The sequence below is a fragment of the Hymenobacter sp. M1-2 genome, from assembly GCF_057808495.1.
In genome coordinates this window covers 56441-75834 of the sequence record NZ_JBTYZO010000028.1, presented here as the reverse complement: position 1 = coordinate 75834, position 19394 = coordinate 56441, and the positions used below count along the sequence as shown (strand labels likewise).

Below are 19394 nucleotides of genomic sequence, written 5' to 3'. Positions count from 1 at the left end.
TTTTCACTTCTTCTTTTAGCCCTCTATAGCCTTTCTATACACTCATTACACGACCCAATATAAAACCACAACAATTATAGGTAATCTAGAATCATAGAAATATAATCTCTGTCTCCATGAAAATCAAAACCTTGCCCATTATCTGGCAGAGATATATTATTGTTCAATAGTTCTTTAAAGAACAGTTTCTTTGAAGCAATTACGTTTTTAGCAGCTTCGGTGCTACTGTTTCCTGGCATTGCCATTGGCAAACTTCTAGAGTGACTTAGGAACTGCGCAACACTCTCCTGGGCTGCCTCAGCATCAGGGTATGTTTTGGAAAAAGTAATATCAGCTTCGTCTTCGTCCCAGAAGTTGAATAAGACTTTTATCAATCTGTCATCCACCAGTGTAATACTCCTGATTACACCTTGGTACTCTGGCAAGTGGGTTTCGTTCAATATAGTAGTCATGGGATGACACAGTGTTTAAACTAAGGTGAAATTATGATTGCAGACTTCGTTCCGTCAGGAAATTTGATGTTGTAGTGGGGATTAAGATCATGCACCTTATTACCACTTAGGTGGATGACTTTAGATGTTGGATCTGCTGTATTTATCAAATCGCCTCTAAAAGTGCCTCTAGGTTGTCTCCAAAGGGTGCTCCATTTGTTTTCCACGGGGTTATGATGCCAACCAGGGAACTTGTCTACATGAGGCCTTAAATCGGGCATATTAGCTAAAAGCTCTCTGGCTTCTTCTACGGTCTTGACGTGTACATCCTCGCCATTTCGCAGCATGTTGAGCATCCTTTCCTTAGCAGCGTTCAAACATGCTAGGCCGAAGGCATCTATGTAGCACGCCGGATTATGGACGTATTTGTAAAGCAGCGCTCCACCATTGAGACCTATTGGGTCCTGTGAAATATATGCTCCCACTTCGGGATCATAATAGCGGAAACGGTTGTAGTATAGCCCGGTTTCGATATCCTCATATTGCCCTTGATAACGAAAAGGACAGTCCTGCGGCTTGCCTCGTCCCTGACGCACGGCTCCATAGCTGTCCAGGTTCATCTCCCAGATGGGGGCACCCTGGCTATCGTAGAGCATCAAGGGGGTACCTAAGTGGTCGCACACCACACTGTACGCCCCTTTTGCGGTAAGCTTGGCTGTCGGGGCGAAGCTATCGTCCTCGAAAAGCCAGGTAACCACGTCAGCCACGCCGCCCGCACCGGGTCCAACCTCCAATTCACTCCACTCGTGCAGCGGCTTGTTGCCGTCCCATACCCACCGCATCACTTTGCCCCGAAAACGCTTGCTGATGCGCCGCCCTAATGCATCATAGCTGAAGGTCACGGCATAGCCGTCGGGCCGCGTTACACTCGTGAGCTGGCCTGCGCCGTCCCAGGCATAGCGCCACTTTTTACCATTGGGCAGCGTCTTACCTACTAGGTTACCTTCCTCGTCGTACGTATAGCGAGTACCATAGGCCTCACGCAGCTGCCCGCCTTTACCATAGCGGCGGTCGGTGCGCTCAGCGGTGCGGAAGAGGTTGCCCACCGCGTCGGGTTGGCGTAGCTCCTGCTCGCCGTCGACGTAGGTAGCCGCCGCCAGGTTGCCCCAGGTATCGTAGGCGAAGCGGGTAGTGCCACTCCAACTGTCATCAATGGCTGCCAGTTGGTCCGTGTCTTGCCATTGATAGCGACGCTGGCGCGCCGTTCCGCCAACCGTGAGGCGCTGGCTGGTAGGTCGCCCCAGCTCATCGCGCCGCCAGCCCATGCGCACGCCGCCGCTCAAGGTGCGGTAGAGTTCGAGCCCCTCGCTATCCCGCTCCACGACGCATTGCCAACTGGCCGCCTGCATCTGGCGCACCTGTCCTAGGGCATCGTGCGCGAAGCGCACATTGGCACCCAAGGAGGAAGTCAGACCCATACGTCGCCCACCGGCATCGTAGGTACTCTCCACCGCGTGGCCGTTCTGTACCTCGCGCACCACCCGGCCTAGCGGATCGCGCTCAAACTGCACCGTGCTGCCTTCGGTAACTGCTTCGAGCAGCACTCCATCGGGGCGATAGTGGTAGCGCACGTGCTCGGCGTCATTGTGTACCGTTTCCGTTACACGCCCGGCCTTGTCGTACTGGTAAGATGTGGTACGTCCAGCCGGCCGTTGAATTCGGCTGACGCGGCCAGCAGCATCGCGCTCGTAGCGACGGGTCAATCCATCAAAGCCCACTTCCTCTATAACTTGGCCTACTGCGTTAAGAGTAAAGCCATACTGTTCGCCGTGCTCGTTGATCAGGCTCATCAGGCGGCCCTCCTGGTCGTAGGCAAACTCGACAGCCTGCCCGCCCTGCCGACGCCGGGCCAACTGCCCCATCGGAGTGTAGTCGTACTCTACCTGCTGCGTCCCTTCGGCGGCGTGCACCACGTTGCCCTCCGCATCGTAAACAAAGTGTCGAGCGGTACCAGCGGGTGATCGAGCAGCGGTGAGCCGGCCGAGCCGGTCGTAGTGGCGGCGCTCACTGTTGCCCGCTGCATCGGTCACCGCGATTAACCGCCCCAGCGCATCGTAGGAACGGGAACGAATGCTGGCATCCGGGGCAACGATGTGGGCTACGCTCCCGGCCTCATTGTAGCGCAGGCGCGTGACGTGGCCTAACGCGTCGATGGCTTCCGCCAAGCGCCCGAGAGCATCGTAGCGGTACCGGGTTGTCGCTCCTGTGGGGTCCATGCCTTCAAGTAGCCTGCCCTGTTCATCGTATTGCCAGGACCAAGCTCCATCGTTGGCGTCGGTGGCCTGCGCCGGCAAATCCAACTCGTTGTATTGTGTTTTCACCATCGCGCCGTCCGGATACGCGGCGGCCACCTGGTTACCCCGGCCGTCGTAGTCGTACAGGGTCACCTGCCCCAAGGGGTCAATGGTGCGCTCCAACTCGGCGTATGGGTTGTAGCGCCACTGTTGCACGCCGCCGAGCGCGTCCTGCAGGTGCGTGACTAGGCCTCGCTCGTGATAATACTCTTTCTGGTGGCCGTAGGAGTCCCACACTGTCGTGTGGCCGAGGCTGTTGTAGCGCAGCTTCGTGTCGTAGATGCCCCCGTCGCCCCAAGTATGCACGCAGCGGGCACCGGGGCCAGTGCCATCGTATTTGAAATAGAAATTGAGGCCCGATCGGAAGGTCTCGCGGGTCATTAGATGCGCCTCGTAGGCGAAGTGGGCGGCGTGGCCCAGCGCGTCGGTGGCCGTTACCAGGTCGCCCGTCTCGTCGTCGTAAGCGTAGCGCACCAGCGCGAAGGTGGCGCCGGGCTGCTCAGGGTCGGGGGCGTGCAGGGCCAGCAGGCGGCCAGCGGCATCCGTGTCGCAGGGCAGCACCCGACCCGCGCTGTCGGTGATACTGGTTAAGTGGCCGGCCGGGGTGTAGGCAAACCGGATGCGGCAGCCATTGGCGTCTTCCACGGCCTGCAAGAGCCGGTCGGTGGTGCCGTCCGGGGCCGGGGCATCGAAAACGTACCAGCGGCGCTCTCGCACGTCCCACACCCGGGGGCCGGCGGCGTCGTGGGCCAGCTCCAGCTTGTGGCGGCGGTTAAAGCTGCGCTCCCCGAGGGCGGGTGGCGCAAACACCACCCGCCGACCATCGGCCAGGCGCAGGATCGCGCCCCCCTCAGGGTTCGGCGTCAGGCCCAGGTCGTAGTCGTGGTGCCAGCCGTGGCCCAGGGCTCCTTCGTGGCTAGAAGTGGAAAACCAGGTGCGGGTCCAGACCAGCGACACCGGGCCGGGCAGGGTGAAGTCCGTGGCCTGCGTGAACAAGAGGCCCGACGCCACATCCACCGGGTGCCCTTCGGTGAAGCACTCCTTGATCCCGGCGAACAACTCGTCGAGCAAGCCCGCGCCCTTCTCCGCCTCAGCGGCGCCCTCGGCCCCGGTCTTGACCTCGCTCAGCAGGCGCATGCCGCCGGCGGCGGCTTCACCCCCTTTGACCAGTTCGCCGGCTTTGGCCACGTTCGCCACCTTCGTCTCGGGCACCAGCAGCGCCGCTATCTCGAACTTGGCCCGGCCCATTAGCGTGCTGCGCTCGTAGTCAGTCAGGCTCGCTTCCCAGGCTTTGGCTTTCTCGTAGGCCGCGCCCACCGTGGCCCGGTTGTGCTCGTCGCTGAGCCAGATGGCGCCGTTGACGAGCAGCTGGCCGGGACCGGCATTCTCCACGACGGTGGCGGCCGTGGCCCAGGTATCTTCATCGGAGACGACCTGCCAGCTGACAGCGGCTCCCTTCTTGGTGGCCGCCGCGACAGCCTCGGCGGCTTCGGCCGGATTCGTCACGGCGAAGAGCAAGGCGTCATTGACATTATCGTCGAACTCGGCTTTGAGCTTGGCCAGCTCGTAGAGGCCGGTAGCCATGTCGCGCACGCCTTCCCACACGCCCTTGGCCTGCCCCAGCTCGTCGCGCAGCAGCCCACCCAGCGGTGGCCCCACGCTTTCGAGGTAGGCGTAGGCCGAATCGAAGCCGCGGCTGACCACGTCGGGCAGCGTGGCCATGGCGGCGGCTTTGGTGAGGAACAGACTGATCTGGCCCCCGACCATGCAGCTCAATTTAGAGTCTTCCAACAGGGCTTTACCGCCCATCGGCCCAATCTGTACCGACTCCTGCACTGGGTCCCAGCCCGGTGGCTTCGGCAGGTAGGTGCAGGGGCCGTGGGTGACGGCGCAGACGCCGAAGGGCGGTATGTTGTAAGTGGGCAGCACGTCGAGGTCGGTGGCGAACAGTCCGCCGGGCAGGAACACCGTTTGCTGCGACGTCACCGTCAGCGGCATCGGGACGGGGGCCACGCATTTGTCGCAGAGCATAAACGCGCCCGAATGCACGTATTTCTTCTCACTCATAGTCTGGTAGGATAAACAACTTTACTGGTCAGTGTCACGCGTGTGCAGCAGCACGGTTAGCTGCCGGCTCATCACGCCCGGCACATCGGCGCGGGTATGCCGGGTGGCTTCCACCAGCTCGTGGCGGCGACTAAAGATATAGGTTTCCTGGTGCCGGGCCACCACGCGCGTGTCCAGGTTGGGCTGGTCGGTGAGGGCGCACAGCGCCCGGCGGGCTTCGTCGGCCGCGTACCGGGGCACATCCACTTCGCCGGCCACGCGCACGGTACCCGCTACGTCCCCGGCGGGGGGCGCCGCGTCGAGCAGGGTTTCCGTACACAGGGGCAGATCCAGCTCCCCGACGAAGCGCGACAGGACGGCAGACCCGGACAGCGGCGTGTCGGGGGATAGATACTGGCCGTAGAGGGGCGGAAACAGCAGGCTATACTCGGGGGAACGGGCCAGCACGGTTTCGAGCATTTCGTCGCCGTCGAGCACCTGCCCGAGCTGCGCCAGCAAGGCCGGCGGCACGTCGGGGTCCTGGCGGTACTTTTGACGCAGCGTCGGCAACAGGTCGGCCCACCGTTCGCGCAGCTGCGCTTTGTTGGCTACGCGCGCCAGCCGGCCCGTGGCGTCGGTTTCAATGATGAGCGTTTCCAGGAGCGGAGCCAGCTCGGCAGTCAGGCGGGCGGCGCCCGCCGGTTCCGGCGTTTGAAGGCGGGCCAGCGTTTCCACCGTGAAGACGTAGCCCCCGGCTCGGGTGGTGTCGCGCAGCGTTTTGCGCACTCGCAGCCGGGTTGCCGTCTCGGTAGTGAAGCAGCCGAGGCGGAGGGTGGCGTGTGTGGTCAAGGTGCAGACCTGACTGGGAGCCGGAGCCATTATTTTGAGTAAGAGAGAGCTACGCATAAACACGGCCTGTGAGGTGGTGCGTAAACACGTCCCCGCCTATTGATAGTAAGTAAGCAAAGTAGCCGACATGAAATCTGACCAGAATGAAACACACAGAATCTCGTCGAGACAGGCACGCACTTACTGCGGGTAATTAGGCAGCAGCGCGGGAACCGGAGCGAAGCTAGCAAGAATGGGCAATATGCTCCGCTGTTGCTTGGGAGCGTGAAGATGGACTGAGAAGTCGATGGCTCTATCCAGCATCTAATACCAAGGATTAGACGGTTGGCCTGGTCGCGGTATCCGCCAGCCTCAAAACATGCGGCCTACCTGCGATTAAGAATAGCCGCTCAGCATAACTGTTCTCTCCGATTGGACTTAGTAAACAGCTTGCTTCATAACGCTTCATAAGAAAAACGCATTTTTAAGCTATTTAGGAAGACTTTTACTGTGAATAGACTCAAAAACAACATTAGCATTCATAAGTAAATTGCACGGAAGAAAGTTGTCTACATATTATTTGTCTGCGTATCCCAAAAGTAGACAGCTAAGTTTGGTTAACTATTAGGAGTACTATTCAAATAGTAGAGCTTCTTATTCTGCTTCCAAAATACTGTGCAATTCATCTTTCTGACTCCAGTATACAACCGGGCAGGTTTTGCGCAATACACGCAGGTGGCCAGTGAAATGACCAGCCAGAAAGCCGGTTGATTGATCATCAACCAATGCCACTCGGTGGAGCACGAGATTACTGACGGCCGTGCCTTCGAGCAGTTCAAAGCCCATATTCGCTTTGCTGATGCTGTTGGCAAAATAATGGTCGTCGGACCCAGTTACGTAGTTAACTAAGCTTACTTTGGTGCGGTGACGCAACACAGCGCTATACCGGGTTTTCACGTCGTCGTTGATCCGGGAATTGAATTTGACTTCCCGCCGGGCGAAGACTTCGCGCATATAGCTATTCGCTTGGCCAACGAACCGGCGGCGAACGGCCGTTTCGGCGGCAGACACAAACGCTACTTGCGAGGCGTTGACCACGCCAACCACAAAACTGGCCACATCATGAACTAATGAGCTGACTTGTTTGGCCTGATTGGTTTTCTTGTAGTAAATAATTGTACCCACGGTATCCATGACCTGTTTGATGGCATAATGCTCCTCCAAATGCTCAAACAAGCGCGTGTAGCAAGCTGATTCGCCCATATCAGTTTCCACATAGTCGCCGTGTGACAGGAAGCCGCCGTCGCTAACCACGTAGTCGTCGCCTTGGGCCACGAGAAAGACCGAAACAAACTTGTCAGTAGTGGTGGAGTGGGGCGTGATGATTTCGAGGGTGCGGCCTCTAAGCTTGAAATCCCAGAGCTGCCCGTAGTCTTGCCGAATGTGGTGGAAAAACTCTTCAAACGAAGCGGACGACGTGGGCATGTGGATCGGCGTTGGTATGGCGAGCAAAGGGCAACGTGCCAGGTGCTGTGAGCGAAATAGAAGGGTAGCCGGCGGGATTGTGAGAGAGCTGGGTTTCTTCGTAGAAGTGGATAACACAACGATCAATATCCTCTAATTCCTGTACGATGGCCGGATCGGTTAGGGGTGGCGTTTTGTAAGCGATGCGCCGTCCCTGTTCATCATAACAGTTGAAATGGGGCGTAGTCACGATTTGCTCTGGTAACGACGCAGCACCTTCGTTACGGTGGGTAGGACCAGCCGAATCGTAGTTCAGCAGCGGTTCGCCCATGAAGCCAGGCGCGCGGAGCTTGAACTTAAAATCGTGCAGACGGTCAATACGAATTTCTGTAATGAGCCACATTTCGGCCGGGTCATCGGAGTGTACCACGGGTATCTGACAGGCGTGCCAGACTCGGCTGGTGCCTTTCTTTTGGGATAAGTCGATGCCGGCGCCGGTGGTTTGCTTAGCTTGTTGTATCAGAGCCGAGTAGCGGGCATAATTGTCACGAACGATGTGATTTAGTTTTGCCATTAAGATGAGGCGTGGGAGTACGAACTGATGTGTTGGGTGCGGAAGGTACGCAGGGTTATGGAGCTGGACAACTGCTAGCGGATAGCTAAAAGAAGCTGAGACAACCCTGGATAAAATGAGAGAGTGGGTGCACCTGACTGACAACTACTTGCCAGATGGGTGCCAACGGCTAGTCGGCTTCGGGTTTGGGCTGGGGGTGTAAATCCATTACTTTGTACACTCTTTCGCGCCCGAGGCGCCTTCTACCCTTCCTTACTGTATTCTTCGGTGACGCCAGCTCAACATACCTCCCTTGTCAACTTTATCTGGAACATCGCCGACGACGTGCTGCGGGACGTGTATGTGCGCAGCAAATACCGCGACGTTATTCTGCCGATGATCGTCATCCGGCGACTGGATGCCATGCTGGAGCCTACCAAGCAGCGGGTGCTAGACACCAAGCTGCTACTCGACAACAGTGGCATTACAGAGCAAGACGCGGCCCTGAACCAGGCGGCCGGGCAAGCGTTTCACAACGCTTCGCCATTTAGGCTGCGCGACTTGCAGGCCCGAACTAAAAAGTCGCAATTGGAGGCTGACTTTCGGGCGTATCTGAACGGCTTTTCGGAGAACGTGCGCGAGATTCTGGACAAGTTCAAGTTTCAGAATCAGATACCCACACTGATGGATGCCGACGCGCTGGGCTTTCTGATTGAGAAGTTTTTGTCGCCGATGATTAACCTGGCGCCGGTGCCGGTGCTACACCCGGACGGCTCGGAGAAGCTGCCGGCGCTGGACAACCACTCCATGGGCACGGCCTTCGAGGAGCTGATCCGGCGCTTCAACGAAGAAAACAACGAGGAGGCCGGGGAGCATTTCACGCCCCGCGACGTGGTGGGCGTGATGGCCGACTTGATATTCCGGCCGGTGGCCGACCGCATTCAAAACGGGACGTACCTGGTGTACGACGACGCTTGCGGCACGGGCGGGATGCTGACCGTGGCCGAGGAGCGCTTGCAGCAGCTGGCCCAAGAGCACCAGAAGGAGGTAACCATTCACTTGTACGGGCAGGAAGTGCAGCCCGAAACCTACGCCATATCCAAAGCCGACCTGCTGCTGAAGGGCGAGGGCGCCGAGGCCGTGAACATCAAGTACGGCTCTACGCTAAGCCAGGACGGGCACCGGGGGGTGGAGTTCGACTTCATGCTGGCCAATCCGCCCTACGGCAAGAGCTGGGCCAAAGACCTGGACCAGATGGGCGGCAAAAAGGACATCACGGACCCGCGCTTCGTGTTTCCGTACCAGAGCGACCCGAAATACAGCCTGCTCACGCGCTCCTCGGATGGGCAGCTGCTGTTCCTGGCCAACAAATTAGCTAAGATGAAAAAGAAGACGGCCCTGGGTACCCGCATCGCGCAGGTGCACAACGGCTCGGCCCTGTTTACGGGCGACGCCGGGCAAGGCGAGAGCAATATCCGGCGCTGGATACTGGAAAACGACTGGCTGGAGGCCATCATTGCCCTGCCGCTGAACATCTTCTACAACACGGGCATTGCCACCTACATCTGGGTGCTGAGCAACCGCAAGGAGGAGCGGCGCCGGGGCAAGGTGCAGCTGATTGACGCCAGCGGCTGGCAGCAGCCCCTGCGCAAGAACCTAGGCAAGAAGAACTGCGAGCTAAGCCCGACCCACCAGGAGCGCATTGTGAAGGCTTTCCTGAGCATGGAGGAAAGCGCCCAAAGCAAGGTGTTCCCCAATGAGGCCTTTGGCTACCATAAGGTGGTGGTGGAGCGGCCCCTGCGGCTGCGCACGGAACTGACTCAGGAGCGCATAACGCAACTTCGTCGGGCCTGCGCTGAAGCCAAGGAAACGGAATTGGGTGACGCAGCAGTGGCCCTGTTTTACGCCAAAGGCGCAGGACCCTTCCTTGATTACAGCGAGTTTGTGTCAGATCTGTACCACCACACGCAGAGCGTGAAAGACGGTGGACATTTTCGCTTCACAACCAAACGCCTCAAGCTGTTGCGGCAGTACTTGTGTACGACTGACCCCGCCGCCGGGCCGGTGTTGACTCAGCGGCGAATGCGGCGCCCCGCCGACGAAACCCCGGAAGCGCGCTTGCGCGGTACGTTCATCGACGAACTCACCGGCGAAGCCCTCGCCTACGAGCCCGACCCGGAGCTGCGCGACACCGAACAGGTGCCGCTGCTGGAGCCAGACGGCATTGCCGGCTTTATCGAGCAGGAGGTGTGGCCGCACGCGGCCGACGCCTGGGTGGATGAGGATAAAACGCAGGTGGGCTACGAAATTTCGTTTACGCGCTACTTCTACCAGCCGCAGGCGCTGCGCAGCCTGGAGGAAATAGCGGCCGACATCTTCGCATTGGAGCAGGAGACGGACGGGCTGCTGCGAGACATTCTGGCCACCGAAACCGTCCCGGCCCAATGAATCAGCCCCTGTCCTCCTACCCTGGCTACAAACCTGCCGGTCTGCCGTGGCTGGAACAGATGCCCGCGCATTGGGAGCAAAAATCAATTCGGGCTATAACTCAGTTGCGCAATCAGCGGGACCGGGCGGACTTACAGCTATTATCGGTTTACCGCGAGTACGGAGTTATTCCCAAAGCTTCACGCGACGACAACCACAATGCCGATGGGGCAGACCTTTCCACTTACAAGGTGGTGAAGCCCGGCTATTTAGTATTGAATAAGATGAAGACTTGGCAAGGGTCGTTGGGTGTATCCTTGCATGAGGGCATTGTCAGCCCGGCATATATTGTGTGTGCTATAAACCGACCTGATATCGACCTGAAATATCTTAATCTATTGCTTCGTTCACGGCCCTACGTTCACGTCTATAATAGCCTCTCGTTTGGTGTGCGCGTTGGCCAGTGGGATATGCGTTATGATGATTTCAAACAAATAAAAGTGTTACTTCCCCCGCTGCCTGAGCAGCAGCGCATCGTGGCCTTTCTGGAAGCGAAGGGGCGGCAGGTGGCGCGGCTGCTGCGGGCTAAGCGCCAGCTCATCAAGCTGCTCCAGGAGCAAAAGCAGGCCCTGATTCACCGCGCCGTGACGCAGGGGCTGAACCCGGCGGCACCGCGTAAGGATTCGGGCGTGGCGTGGCTGGGTAAGGTGCCGGCGCATTGGGAGGTGAGAAGACTCCGAACTTTGATTATAAAAATAGAACAAGGTTGGAGCCCTCAATGTGAAGGACGTCCGGCGCAGGAAAATGAGTGGGGAGTATTGAAAGTTGGGTGTGTGAATGGCTCAATTTTCAATATGAAAGAAAATAAAGCTCTGCCAACCGACCTAGAACCAATTCCAGGGTACGAAATCAAACCGGGTGACCTTCTGATGTCGAGAGCTAATACGCGCGAGTTGGTTGGGTCGGCAGCTCTAGTCAGAGAAACGCAAAGCCGTTTACTACTGTGCGACAAGCTTTACCGCGTTCAACTAAGAGAAGGGCTTTTACTCGACTATGCTGAGCTATTTCTCAATACAAAAACCACCCGTTGGCAAATTGAGAGTGTGACTTCTGGCGCGAGTTCATCAATGCAAAATATCTCTCAGGATGTTGTACGAAATTTGATTTTGTTCTTACCTCCAAGGAAGGAGCAAGAGCAAATTATAAGCAAGCTCAAGGCCGAAACCCGCCTCATCGACGAAACCATTGCCCGCGCCCATCGAGAAATCGAGCTGATTCAGGAGTACCGTACGCGCCTGGTGGCCGACGTGGTGACGGGCCGGGTGGACGTGCGCGGCGTAGCCGTGGCGGCTGTGCAGGAAATTAGGGAGGACTTGCTGGACGAGGAGGAACTAGGCGAGGAAGAACTGGCCGAAGAAACCCTAGAAATCGATGGCTGAAGAAACGGAAGACTTGCTGGACAGGGATGTACGACTGCTGTATTCGCTGACGATGCGCAATATGCTGTCGTTCGGCCCCGATACGCCGCCGCTGGAGCTGCGCGCTCTAAACGTGCTGATTGGGCCGAATGGGTCGGGCAAATCAAACGTGCTGGCAGCCATTGATCTGCTCAAGCGCACCGCCGATAGCCTCGACCTGGGCCTGGCAGCGGGTGAGGATTTCATCTGGAAGGGCGCGGCCGGCGGGCCCGCTGTGCTACGAGCCGTTACCCAAGCTACACCCGGCAAACCACCTCTGGTGCACCACTTGGAAATGGAGGAGATCGGGCCGGTTTCGCTACGGCTGCGCGAGCATATCGACCACTGGCGGCCCGCCGGCGAAGCACCTAGCTTGCTCCCGCTGTTTACCTTATCGGGCCTTCATCACGTTCCTCACATCAAGTCTACCCCCATACCCCGAGACCGGCTCAATGATGAGGCTTCCGTGCTAGCGCAGTTTCGGGACCCAGTTCAATACCCCGAACTCACCGACTTAGCCGAGGCTTACCAAGGTATCCGCATTTTCCGCGATTGGGGCCTGGGCGCATTCAATAGCCCTCGCCGGCCCCAGCGCACCGATATTCGCAGTGATTTTCCCTCGGACGATGGCGCTAATCTGGGCTTGGTGCTGAATAAGCTACGCCGCAACGTAAACCTGAAAAAGCAGCTGTTGGCTACCCTGAATGAGTTGTATGCCGACATCACCGATTTTGACGTGGCAGTGGAAGGCGGCTACGCTCAGGTGTATCTGCAGGAAGGCAGTTTCAACATTCCGGCCTCTCGGCTTTCTGATGGCACACTACGGTATTTGTACCTAGCGGCTATTCTGCTGCACCCCTCGCCGCCGCCGCTCATCTGCCTGGAAGAGCCGGAGCTAGGCCTGCACCCCGATGCGGTACTGGCTATTGGCCGACTTATCAAGGAAGCTTCGGAGCGTACTCAAATTATCGTGACCACGCACTCGGATATACTGGTGGACGTGCTAGGCGCTAATCCAGAGGATATTCTGGTGTGCGAGAAGCACGAGGGCAAGACTGAAATAACGCGGCTCCAGGAACCCGAGCTACGCGGCTGGCTTCAACGCTACAGCCTTAGCCAGCTGTGGACCAAGGGCAAACTAGGAGGTACCCGCTGGTGAAAAAGTACAATACGCTCACGATTTACGTGGAAGGCGGCAACGCCGACAGCCGGACCGCTCTTATAGCCTGCCAAAGGGCCTTCAAGCTTTTCCTGGAGCGGGCCGGCCTGCCGCCGCGCAGCTTTAGCGTGGAAGCTTGTGCTAGTCGTCGGAGTGCTTACGAGGACTTTTGCTTTGCCCTGGAAAGTGGCGAGAATGCGCTGCTACTGGTAGACAGCGAAGACCTGGTGGCACAAGATGCGCAGTCGGGCAAGCCGGTGCCGGTGTGGCAGCACCTGGCTGGCCGACGCGACGACCGGCTGGCGTGTCCGCAAGGTGCCACCGAGGCGCAAGCTCACCTGATGGTGCCAACCATGGAGGCCTGGCTGATGGCGGATAGAACCCGGCTGACTGCTTATTACAAGGGCAAGTTCAACCGGGAAGAGTTCAACGAGACGGCCATTCCACCGCGTGACAATGTGGAGCAGTTCAGCAAAGCTGACATTAACCGGGCGCTGGAAAACGCTACGCGACCCAACAAAACCAAGGGCACCTACCATAAAGGCAACCACTCATTTGAAATTCTAGAAACGCTGGAACCGCAGGAAGTAGCGAAGCATTCCTACCACTTTCGGCGGCTGCTGTGCCACCTGCGCCAGGCGCTACGGGCTACCATCGCCTGGCTGGACTGTACGGAATTTACGGAAGCAGCCACCTAACTCATTTGACAACTTATATGCACCTGACCGATACCAGTGAAAAAGGCCTTGAAACGATTATTGTAGAGGCATTAACCAATGATGCCAGCTACGAAGCGGGCACCTCGACCGACTATAACAAAGAGCTAGGGCTGGACCTCATCAAGCTAGGCGCCTTCCTGGCCGCTACCCAACCCGCCACGGTAAAACTGCTGCGGCTGGACGTGCCGGCCGAGCGGCAAAAATTACTGGAGCGGCTGCGAGCCGAAATCACGAAGCGTGGCGTGGTGGACGTACTACGCCAGGGTATCAAGCACGGGCCGGCATCGGTGACGCTGTACTACGCCACACCGTCGGCCGGCAATGAGCAGGCCGCCAAGCTGCACGCACAGAATATATTCAGCGTAACGCGGCAGTTATACTATAGCACCCAGAACAAGAACTCGGTTGACGTAGTAGTTTTCCTCAACGGGCTGCCGGTGCTGACGATGGAGCTCAAGAACTCCCTCACCAAGCAAACCGTGGCCGACGCCGTGACGCAGTATCAGGAGAATCGCGACCCGAAAGAGCTGCTGTTTCAGCCCGGCCGCTGCCTGGTGCACCTGGCTGTGGACGACCAGCAGGTGAAGTTTTGCCCGGACTTGGTGGGCAAGGCGTCGTGGTTTCTGCCCTTCAACCGGGGCTACCAGCAGGGCGCCGGCAACCCGCCCAACCCCGAGGGGCTGAAAACGGACTACCTCTGGCGCGCGGTGCTGACCAAAGCCAGCCTGGCTGACTTGATGGAGAACTACGCGGCCGTGCTGGAGGAAGAAGACGAGCAGGGCCGGAAGCGGCGCAAGCCGGTGTGGCCCCGCTACCACCAGCTGGAAGTGGTGCGGATGCTGCTGGTCCACGTGGCGCAGGACGGCGTGGGGCGGCGCTACCTGGTGCAGCACTCGGCCGGCTCGGGCAAGAGTAACTCCATAGCCTGGCTGGCGCACCAGCTGGTGGGCCTGCAAGTGGCGGGTGGCACGGCCCCGGTGTTCGACTCAGTGGTAGTAGTGACGGATCGGCGCAACTTGGATAAGCAGATACGCAATACGATTCGGGGCTTCGCGCAGGTGGGCTCGGTGGTGGGCCACGCCGAGCGCTCCGGCGACCTGCGGAACATGCTGCAAGCGGGCAAGAAAATCATCATTACCACCGTGCAGAAATTTCCCTACATCCTCGACGACATGGGCGGCGAGCTGCAAGGGCGGCGCTTCGCCCTAGTGATTGACGAGGCGCATTCCAGTCAGGGCGGGCGTACGGCGGCCAAGATGAACATGGCGCTGAACGGACAAGACGAAGAGGAAGAGACGACGGAGGACAAGATCATTGCCCTGATGGAATCGCGCAAGATGTTGGCCAATGCCAGCTACTTCGCTTTCACGGCCACGCCCAAGAATCGGACGTTGGAAATCTTTGGTGAGCGGTATGAGGAAGGCGGGGAGATTAAGCACCGCCCGTTTCATACCTATGCCATGAAGCAGGCCATTCAGGAGAAGTTTATCGAGGATGTGCTGCGCAACTATACCCCGGTAAACAGCTACTACCGGCTGCTGAAAAAGGCGGAGGGTGACCCGGAGTTTGACGAGAAAAAAGCCGCCAAGAAGCTGCGGCGCTACGTGGAAGGCCACGACCGGGCTATTCGGCGCAAGGCCGAAATCATGGTGGACCACTTCCACGAGCAGGTGCAGCACAAGCTGGGCAAGCAGGCCCGGGCCATGGTGGTGTGCAACGGCATTGCGCGGGCGGTGGAGTACTTCCACGCCATTAAGACTTACCTCCAGGAGCGCGGCAGCGCGTTTGAGGCAGTGGTGGCTTTCTCGGGAGAGCACCCATACGGCGGTCTAAACGTGAGCGAAGAAACGCTGAACGGCTTCTCGAGCGCCAACATTGAGAAGCGGTTCCGCACCAGTAACTACCGTTTCCTGGTGGTGGCCGACAAGTTTCAGACGGGCTACGATGAGCCGCTGTTGCACACGATGTACGTGGACAAGCCGCTGGCCGGCATCAAGGCCGTGCAAACCCTTTCGCGCCTGAATCGGGCGCACCCGAAAAAGCACGATACCTGCGTGCTGGACTTCTACAACGACCTGGACACCATTGAGGCCGCCTTTGCCACTTATTATCAGACCACGCTGCTAAGCCGAGCCACCGACCCCAACAAGCTGCACGACCTGCAGAGCGAGCTGGACGGCGCCGACGTGTACGACGCAGTGGACGTGGAGGCCGTGGTACATCTGCTGCTAAGCGGGGCACCGCGGCCGCAGTTGGATACGCTGCTGGACGTGTGCGTAGCCCGCTACCAAGCCAATCTGGACGAGGCGGGGCAGGTACAGTTTAAGGGTGGAGCCAAGGGCTTTGTGCGCACATACGAGTTTTTGGGGGCTATTCTGCCGTACCACTACGCAGAGTGGGAGAAGCGCAGCATTTTTCTGAATCTGCTCATTCCCAAGCTGCCGTCGCCGCAGGAAGACGACTTGTCGCAGGGTATTCTGGATGCTATCAACATGGACAGCTACCGGGCCGAAATCAAGGCGGCACAGACCATTGACTTGGCGGAACAGGACGTCGAAGTGGACCCGGCGGAAACAGGCCAGGGAGGGTTTGTAAGTGAGCCGGCAATGGCACCCCTAAGTTTCATAGTGAGTCAGTTCAACACCTTGTTCGGCAACATTTCGTGGCAGGACAAAGACAAAGTGGTGCGGGTAATTACGCAGGAGCTACCGGCTAAAGTGGCTGAAAACAAAGCCTACCAGCACGCCATGGCCAGCGGCGACGAGCAAAACGCCCGCATTGAGCACGACAAGGCACTATTAGCGGCGGTGCTGGGCTTTTTGAACGACCACACGGAGCTGTTTAAGCAGTTTAGCGGCAACCCAAGCTTCAAGCACTGGCTGACTAATGATTCCTTTCAGCGCACGTATCGGCCACCCGGAGTGGGATAGGCAGAACATCAAGCATTACTGGATCATTCGCAACGCTTTTGACAAACACTTGAGCTGTTATTAAGGGTGGCATAAGTAGGTAGTCAGTAATTGGTAGTATAAACGCCGGGTTGTTGGCCATTAACTATTGTTGTTTGTCCAACAATCTATCACTTAGAGTGTCTAACAAAACCGTTTAACCGCCTTGAAGGTAATGAGGGCACAGGCGAGCTTGGTGAAGGCGAGGTGGATGTCGTCGCGTCGTTCGTAACGTACGCGCAGGCGGCGGAAGCGGTTGAGCCAGGCGAAGGTGCGCTCTACCACCCAGCGGTGGCGGCCCAACCGTTCGTTCGACTCGATGCCGCGGCGGGCAATGCGGCTTTTGATCCCGCGCCGGCGCAGCGCCCGGCGGCATTTGCGGTAATCGTAGCCCTTATCCGCGTGCAGCTTCGCGGGACGTTTGCGTGGGCGTCCGCGGGCTTGGCGCACAGGCTGCACCGCGTCGAGCAAGGTGTCAAACACGGTTGAGTCGTGGCAGTTGGCCGCGCTCAGCTGCACGGCCAGCGGGGTGCCGCGCCGGTCTACTACCACGTGGCGCTTCGTGCCTGGTTTGCCGCGGTCCGTCGGGTTCGGGCCCGTATGCGCCCCCCTTTTGCCGCCGGGATGCTTTGCGCGTCCAGGCTGGCCCGGCTCCAGTCCAGTTGCCCGGCCACGCCTAGGCGGTCGAGCAACACGTGATGCAGGCGTTGCCACACGCCCACCGTGTGCCAGTCGCGCAAGCGCCGCCAGCACGTCATGCCGGACCCACAGCCCATTTCGGCCGGCAACATTTCCCACGGCAGACCGCTGCGCAGCACGAAGAGAATGCCCGTTAGCGCGGCGCGGTCAGCGACCCGCGGCCGGCCCCCTTTCGGGTGTGACGGGGCCGGCGGCAGCAAGGGCGCTACCACCGCCCACAAGTCGTCTGTAACCAAGTGCTTTGCCATGCCCCTAGCATACGAAAACTGGTTTTGTTAGGTACTCTTAGGACCTACCACCTAGTTTCTTTCTTGTTCCGATGAGGGTACAAATATTTAACAGAAGACTGGTGGGTCACAGGTGAATTGCTGCTTATCACTACCTCAACCTAGACTGCTTACAAAGCCCTTACTCGTACTGGCGGTGCTGGCAGCAATGGCCCACTAGATGCCGAGCCCGCTCAGGCCAGCCGCGAGCTTTCAGCAGGCGAGTATGCAAAATGAGGTTATCTCCGGTGAGAGCATAGCCGTGTGCGTCGGTGAAGGTGCCACAGAAGCCACAGCGGTGGATGGATCGACCATCGTCGGTGAGCGGACCGTGCTGGGTAGCTAGACTTAGACGATGAGGGCGCTGGTCGGAGGTGAGGGCCATAACGCTGGCGAGCGGCACGGCGTGGTCAAGAGCTGGCTCGATAAGCACGCCGAGCAAGAAGTAAGGCTCTCGCAGGGATTCTCGGTACGTGGCGCGGTATTCCAGGGCCAGCGTATCGAAGTCGTCGGGATGCAGCAGAACGGTATCGTCGTCGCTGAGTCGATGGTCGAGAATGAAGCTTCGCAGGACGTTAATGGTGATGGCGGGGCCAATGTAATGGGGTCCAGGAGTAGACATAGCAGGCAGGGCTAGAAGGTGGCGGTGTAAAGAACAGCTGAAGAACGGGATCCAGTTGCCGGCGCGGAAGCCAAGTCGAAGAATAGGCCACGGCGCAGGTTGCAGCCGGTGATGAGTTCATCGGTGGCCCCGTTGCGGTGCTTGGCCACGTCGAACAAAACCGTGTCGGCGGTGGAGGTACCGTCTTCGTACTCGGCGATGTGGTAGTACTCGCCGCGCCACAAGAAAATCACGGCGTCGGCATCCTGCTCCAGGGAGCCGCTTTCGCGCAGGTCGCTGAGCAAGGGGCGCTTCTCTCCTCCCCTTTTCTCCACGTCGCGACTTAGCTGCGACAGGGCAATGACGGGCGCATTCAGCTCTTTGGCTAGCTCCTTGAGGCCACGACTGAGGCTGCTTATTTCCTGTTCGCGGTTGCCGCGCTGGTCGCCGCGCATGAGCTGCACGTAATCGACCAGTACCAGGCGCAGGGGCTGTTCGGCGTGAAGGCGGGTACACTTGGCGCGCAGCTGCTGCAGGCTCAGGCCAGGCGTGTCGTCGAGGTGGAGCAGGTGGCCGTGGGTGTACAAGCGCTGGGCTTGTTGCTGGATGTGGGCCACCTGCTCGAGGCCGCCGGGCAAGTGGCCGCGGCGCAAATCAGAATTGCTATAGCCGGGCACTTCGCTGGCCACTAGACGCTGCATGAGCTGAAGGGTGGGCATTTCCAGGCTGAAGACGGCCGTGGGCAGGCCATGGTCGAGGGCGGCGGTGCGGGCGAAGTGCAGCAGGGCGGCGGTTTTGCCCATGGAAGGCCTAGCGGCCAGGATGATCAAGTCACTAGGCTGCCAGCCGCCCGTGAGACCGTCGAGCAGCGTGAGGCCAGTGGGAACTCCGGTCAGGCCCTGCTGCTGCACGGTCTGGGCTAGGCGGTCGAAGGTAGTAGCGAAGGCGCCGGCGGCGGTCTGCGGGGGACGAGTTTCCAGACTGCGGTGTAGGCCAGTCAACTGGGATTGAGCCTGGGCTAGCAGATCGAGCGGGTCGCGGCCGTCGTCGTAGCCGTGGGCCTGGAGCTGGGCGCCGGCCCGGATGATGACGCGGCGGGCGTGATGCTGCTGGAGGATACGACAGTGGCCTTCCAGGTGGGCGGCCGAGTTAATTTTGGCGGTGAGGCCCGCCACAAAGGCCGGGCCGCCGCTGCGCTGCAGCGTGCCGCGGGCGCGCAGCTGCTGCACCACGGTAAGCAGGTCGGCGGGTTGGCCCTGCGCCACCAGGTCTCGGATGGCCAGGTACACCTGCTGGTGGGCAGGCAAGTAGAACACCTCCTCGCTGGACAGCAGGGTGAGCAAGGTGCGCTGGGCGCCGGCTTCAAGCAGGGCCACGCCGAGCACGGCCGCTTCGAGGGCGGGCGCCTGGGGTGGCAGGTGGCTGGGGGCGGTGGGCTTCAT

At 59.0% G+C, this 19394-nt stretch carries 13 protein-coding genes; 5 read left to right on the top strand and 8 right to left on the bottom strand.

Going from position 1 to position 19394, the window contains the following annotated elements; translation table 11 throughout:
- Positions 1–74 precede the first annotated feature (74 nt).
- The 5 genes from ACYSMN_RS22135 to ACYSMN_RS22115 form a co-directional block, all read right to left on the bottom strand.
- A complete protein-coding gene (locus tag ACYSMN_RS22135) occupies positions 75–452 on the bottom strand; it encodes a hypothetical protein (protein ID WP_488926101.1) in 378 nt (125 codons plus the stop codon).
- 20 nt (positions 453–472) lie between these two features.
- A complete protein-coding gene (locus ACYSMN_RS22130; protein ID WP_488926100.1) occupies positions 473–4852 on the bottom strand; it encodes a DUF6531 domain-containing protein in 4380 nt (1459 codons plus the stop codon).
- A gap of 21 nt (positions 4853–4873) precedes the next feature.
- Positions 4874–5737: a hypothetical protein gene (locus tag ACYSMN_RS22125; RefSeq protein WP_488926099.1), complete on the bottom strand. Its 864-nt coding sequence runs from the start codon at positions 5735–5737 to the stop codon at positions 4874–4876.
- Positions 5738–6313: 576 nt separating this feature from the next.
- Complete coding sequence (locus ACYSMN_RS22120) at positions 6314–7144, bottom strand: hypothetical protein (protein ID WP_488926098.1); 831 nt, start codon at positions 7142–7144, stop codon at positions 6314–6316.
- Positions 7119–7697: a hypothetical protein gene (locus tag ACYSMN_RS22115; RefSeq protein WP_488926097.1), complete on the bottom strand. Its 579-nt coding sequence runs from the start codon at positions 7695–7697 to the stop codon at positions 7119–7121. The genes ACYSMN_RS22120 and ACYSMN_RS22115 overlap by 26 nt, the downstream gene beginning before the upstream one ends.
- 267 nt (positions 7698–7964) lie before the next feature.
- Here ACYSMN_RS22115 and ACYSMN_RS22110 point away from each other — a divergent pair, with 267 nt between their 5' ends.
- From ACYSMN_RS22110 to ACYSMN_RS22090, 5 genes are read left to right on the top strand one after another with little or no spacing between them, the layout of a single operon-like run.
- On the top strand, positions 7965–10124 hold the full coding sequence (locus tag ACYSMN_RS22110) for a type I restriction-modification system subunit M (protein WP_488926096.1): 2160 nt from the start codon (positions 7965–7967) through the stop codon (positions 10122–10124).
- Positions 10121–11542 carry a restriction endonuclease subunit S gene (locus tag ACYSMN_RS22105; RefSeq protein WP_488926095.1) on the top strand — a complete coding sequence of 474 codons (1422 nt, stop codon included), beginning with the start codon at positions 10121–10123 and terminating at the stop codon, positions 11540–11542. Before ACYSMN_RS22110 ends, ACYSMN_RS22105 begins: the two co-directional genes overlap by 4 nt.
- Positions 11535–12719 carry an AAA family ATPase gene (locus ACYSMN_RS22100; protein WP_488926094.1) on the top strand — a complete coding sequence of 395 codons (1185 nt, stop codon included), beginning with the start codon at positions 11535–11537 and terminating at the stop codon, positions 12717–12719. Before ACYSMN_RS22105 ends, ACYSMN_RS22100 begins: the two co-directional genes overlap by 8 nt.
- Positions 12716–13417: a DUF4276 family protein gene (locus ACYSMN_RS22095; RefSeq protein WP_488926093.1), complete on the top strand. Its 702-nt coding sequence runs from the start codon at positions 12716–12718 to the stop codon at positions 13415–13417. Before ACYSMN_RS22100 ends, ACYSMN_RS22095 begins: the two co-directional genes overlap by 4 nt.
- Before the next feature lie 17 nt (positions 13418–13434).
- Positions 13435–16368 carry a type I restriction endonuclease subunit R gene (locus tag ACYSMN_RS22090; protein ID WP_488926092.1) on the top strand — a complete coding sequence of 978 codons (2934 nt, stop codon included), beginning with the start codon at positions 13435–13437 and terminating at the stop codon, positions 16366–16368.
- 162 nt (positions 16369–16530) lie between these two features.
- Here the strand turns inward: ACYSMN_RS22090 and ACYSMN_RS22085 are convergent.
- The 3 genes from ACYSMN_RS22085 to dnaB form a co-directional block, all read right to left on the bottom strand.
- A protein-coding gene (locus ACYSMN_RS22085; protein WP_488926091.1) for an IS5 family transposase occupies positions 16531–17333 on the bottom strand; the annotation gives its coding sequence in 2 pieces (ribosomal slippage) (positions 16531–17003 and positions 17003–17333; 804 coding nt in all).
- A gap of 160 nt (positions 17334–17493) precedes the next feature.
- Entirely contained in the window at positions 17494–17973 is a 480-nt protein-coding gene (locus ACYSMN_RS22080) for a hypothetical protein (RefSeq protein WP_488926090.1), read from the bottom strand.
- An 11-nt stretch (positions 17974–17984) separates the two neighbouring features.
- The gene (gene dnaB / locus ACYSMN_RS22075; protein ID WP_488926089.1) at positions 17985–19394 is read right to left on the bottom strand and encodes a replicative DNA helicase; all 1410 of its coding nucleotides are present in this window, start codon (positions 19392–19394) and stop codon (positions 17985–17987) included.

Coding starts and splice junctions, on each gene's coding strand:
- ACYSMN_RS22120 (WP_488926098.1), bottom strand. CDS start 7,144: ATGCCCACGTCGTCCGCTTCGTTTGAAGAGTTTTTCCACCACATTCGG.
- ACYSMN_RS22105 (WP_488926095.1), top strand. CDS start 10,121: ATGAATCAGCCCCTGTCCTCCTACCCTGGCTACAAACCTGCCGGTCTG.
- ACYSMN_RS22080 (WP_488926090.1), bottom strand. CDS start 17,973: ATGTCTACTCCTGGACCCCATTACATTGGCCCCGCCATCACCATTAAC.
- ACYSMN_RS22125 (WP_488926099.1), bottom strand. CDS start 5,737: ATGCGTAGCTCTCTCTTACTCAAAATAATGGCTCCGGCTCCCAGTCAG.
- ACYSMN_RS22090 (WP_488926092.1), top strand. CDS start 13,435: ATGCACCTGACCGATACCAGTGAAAAAGGCCTTGAAACGATTATTGTA.
- dnaB (WP_488926089.1), bottom strand. CDS start 19,394: ATGAAGCCCACCGCCCCCAGCCACCTGCCACCCCAGGCGCCCGCCCTC.
- ACYSMN_RS22135 (WP_488926101.1), bottom strand. CDS start 452: ATGACTACTATATTGAACGAAACCCACTTGCCAGAGTACCAAGGTGTA.
- ACYSMN_RS22130 (WP_488926100.1), bottom strand. CDS start 4,852: ATGAGTGAGAAGAAATACGTGCATTCGGGCGCGTTTATGCTCTGCGAC.
- ACYSMN_RS22115 (WP_488926097.1), bottom strand. CDS start 7,697: ATGGCAAAACTAAATCACATCGTTCGTGACAATTATGCCCGCTACTCG.
- ACYSMN_RS22100 (WP_488926094.1), top strand. CDS start 11,535: ATGGCTGAAGAAACGGAAGACTTGCTGGACAGGGATGTACGACTGCTG.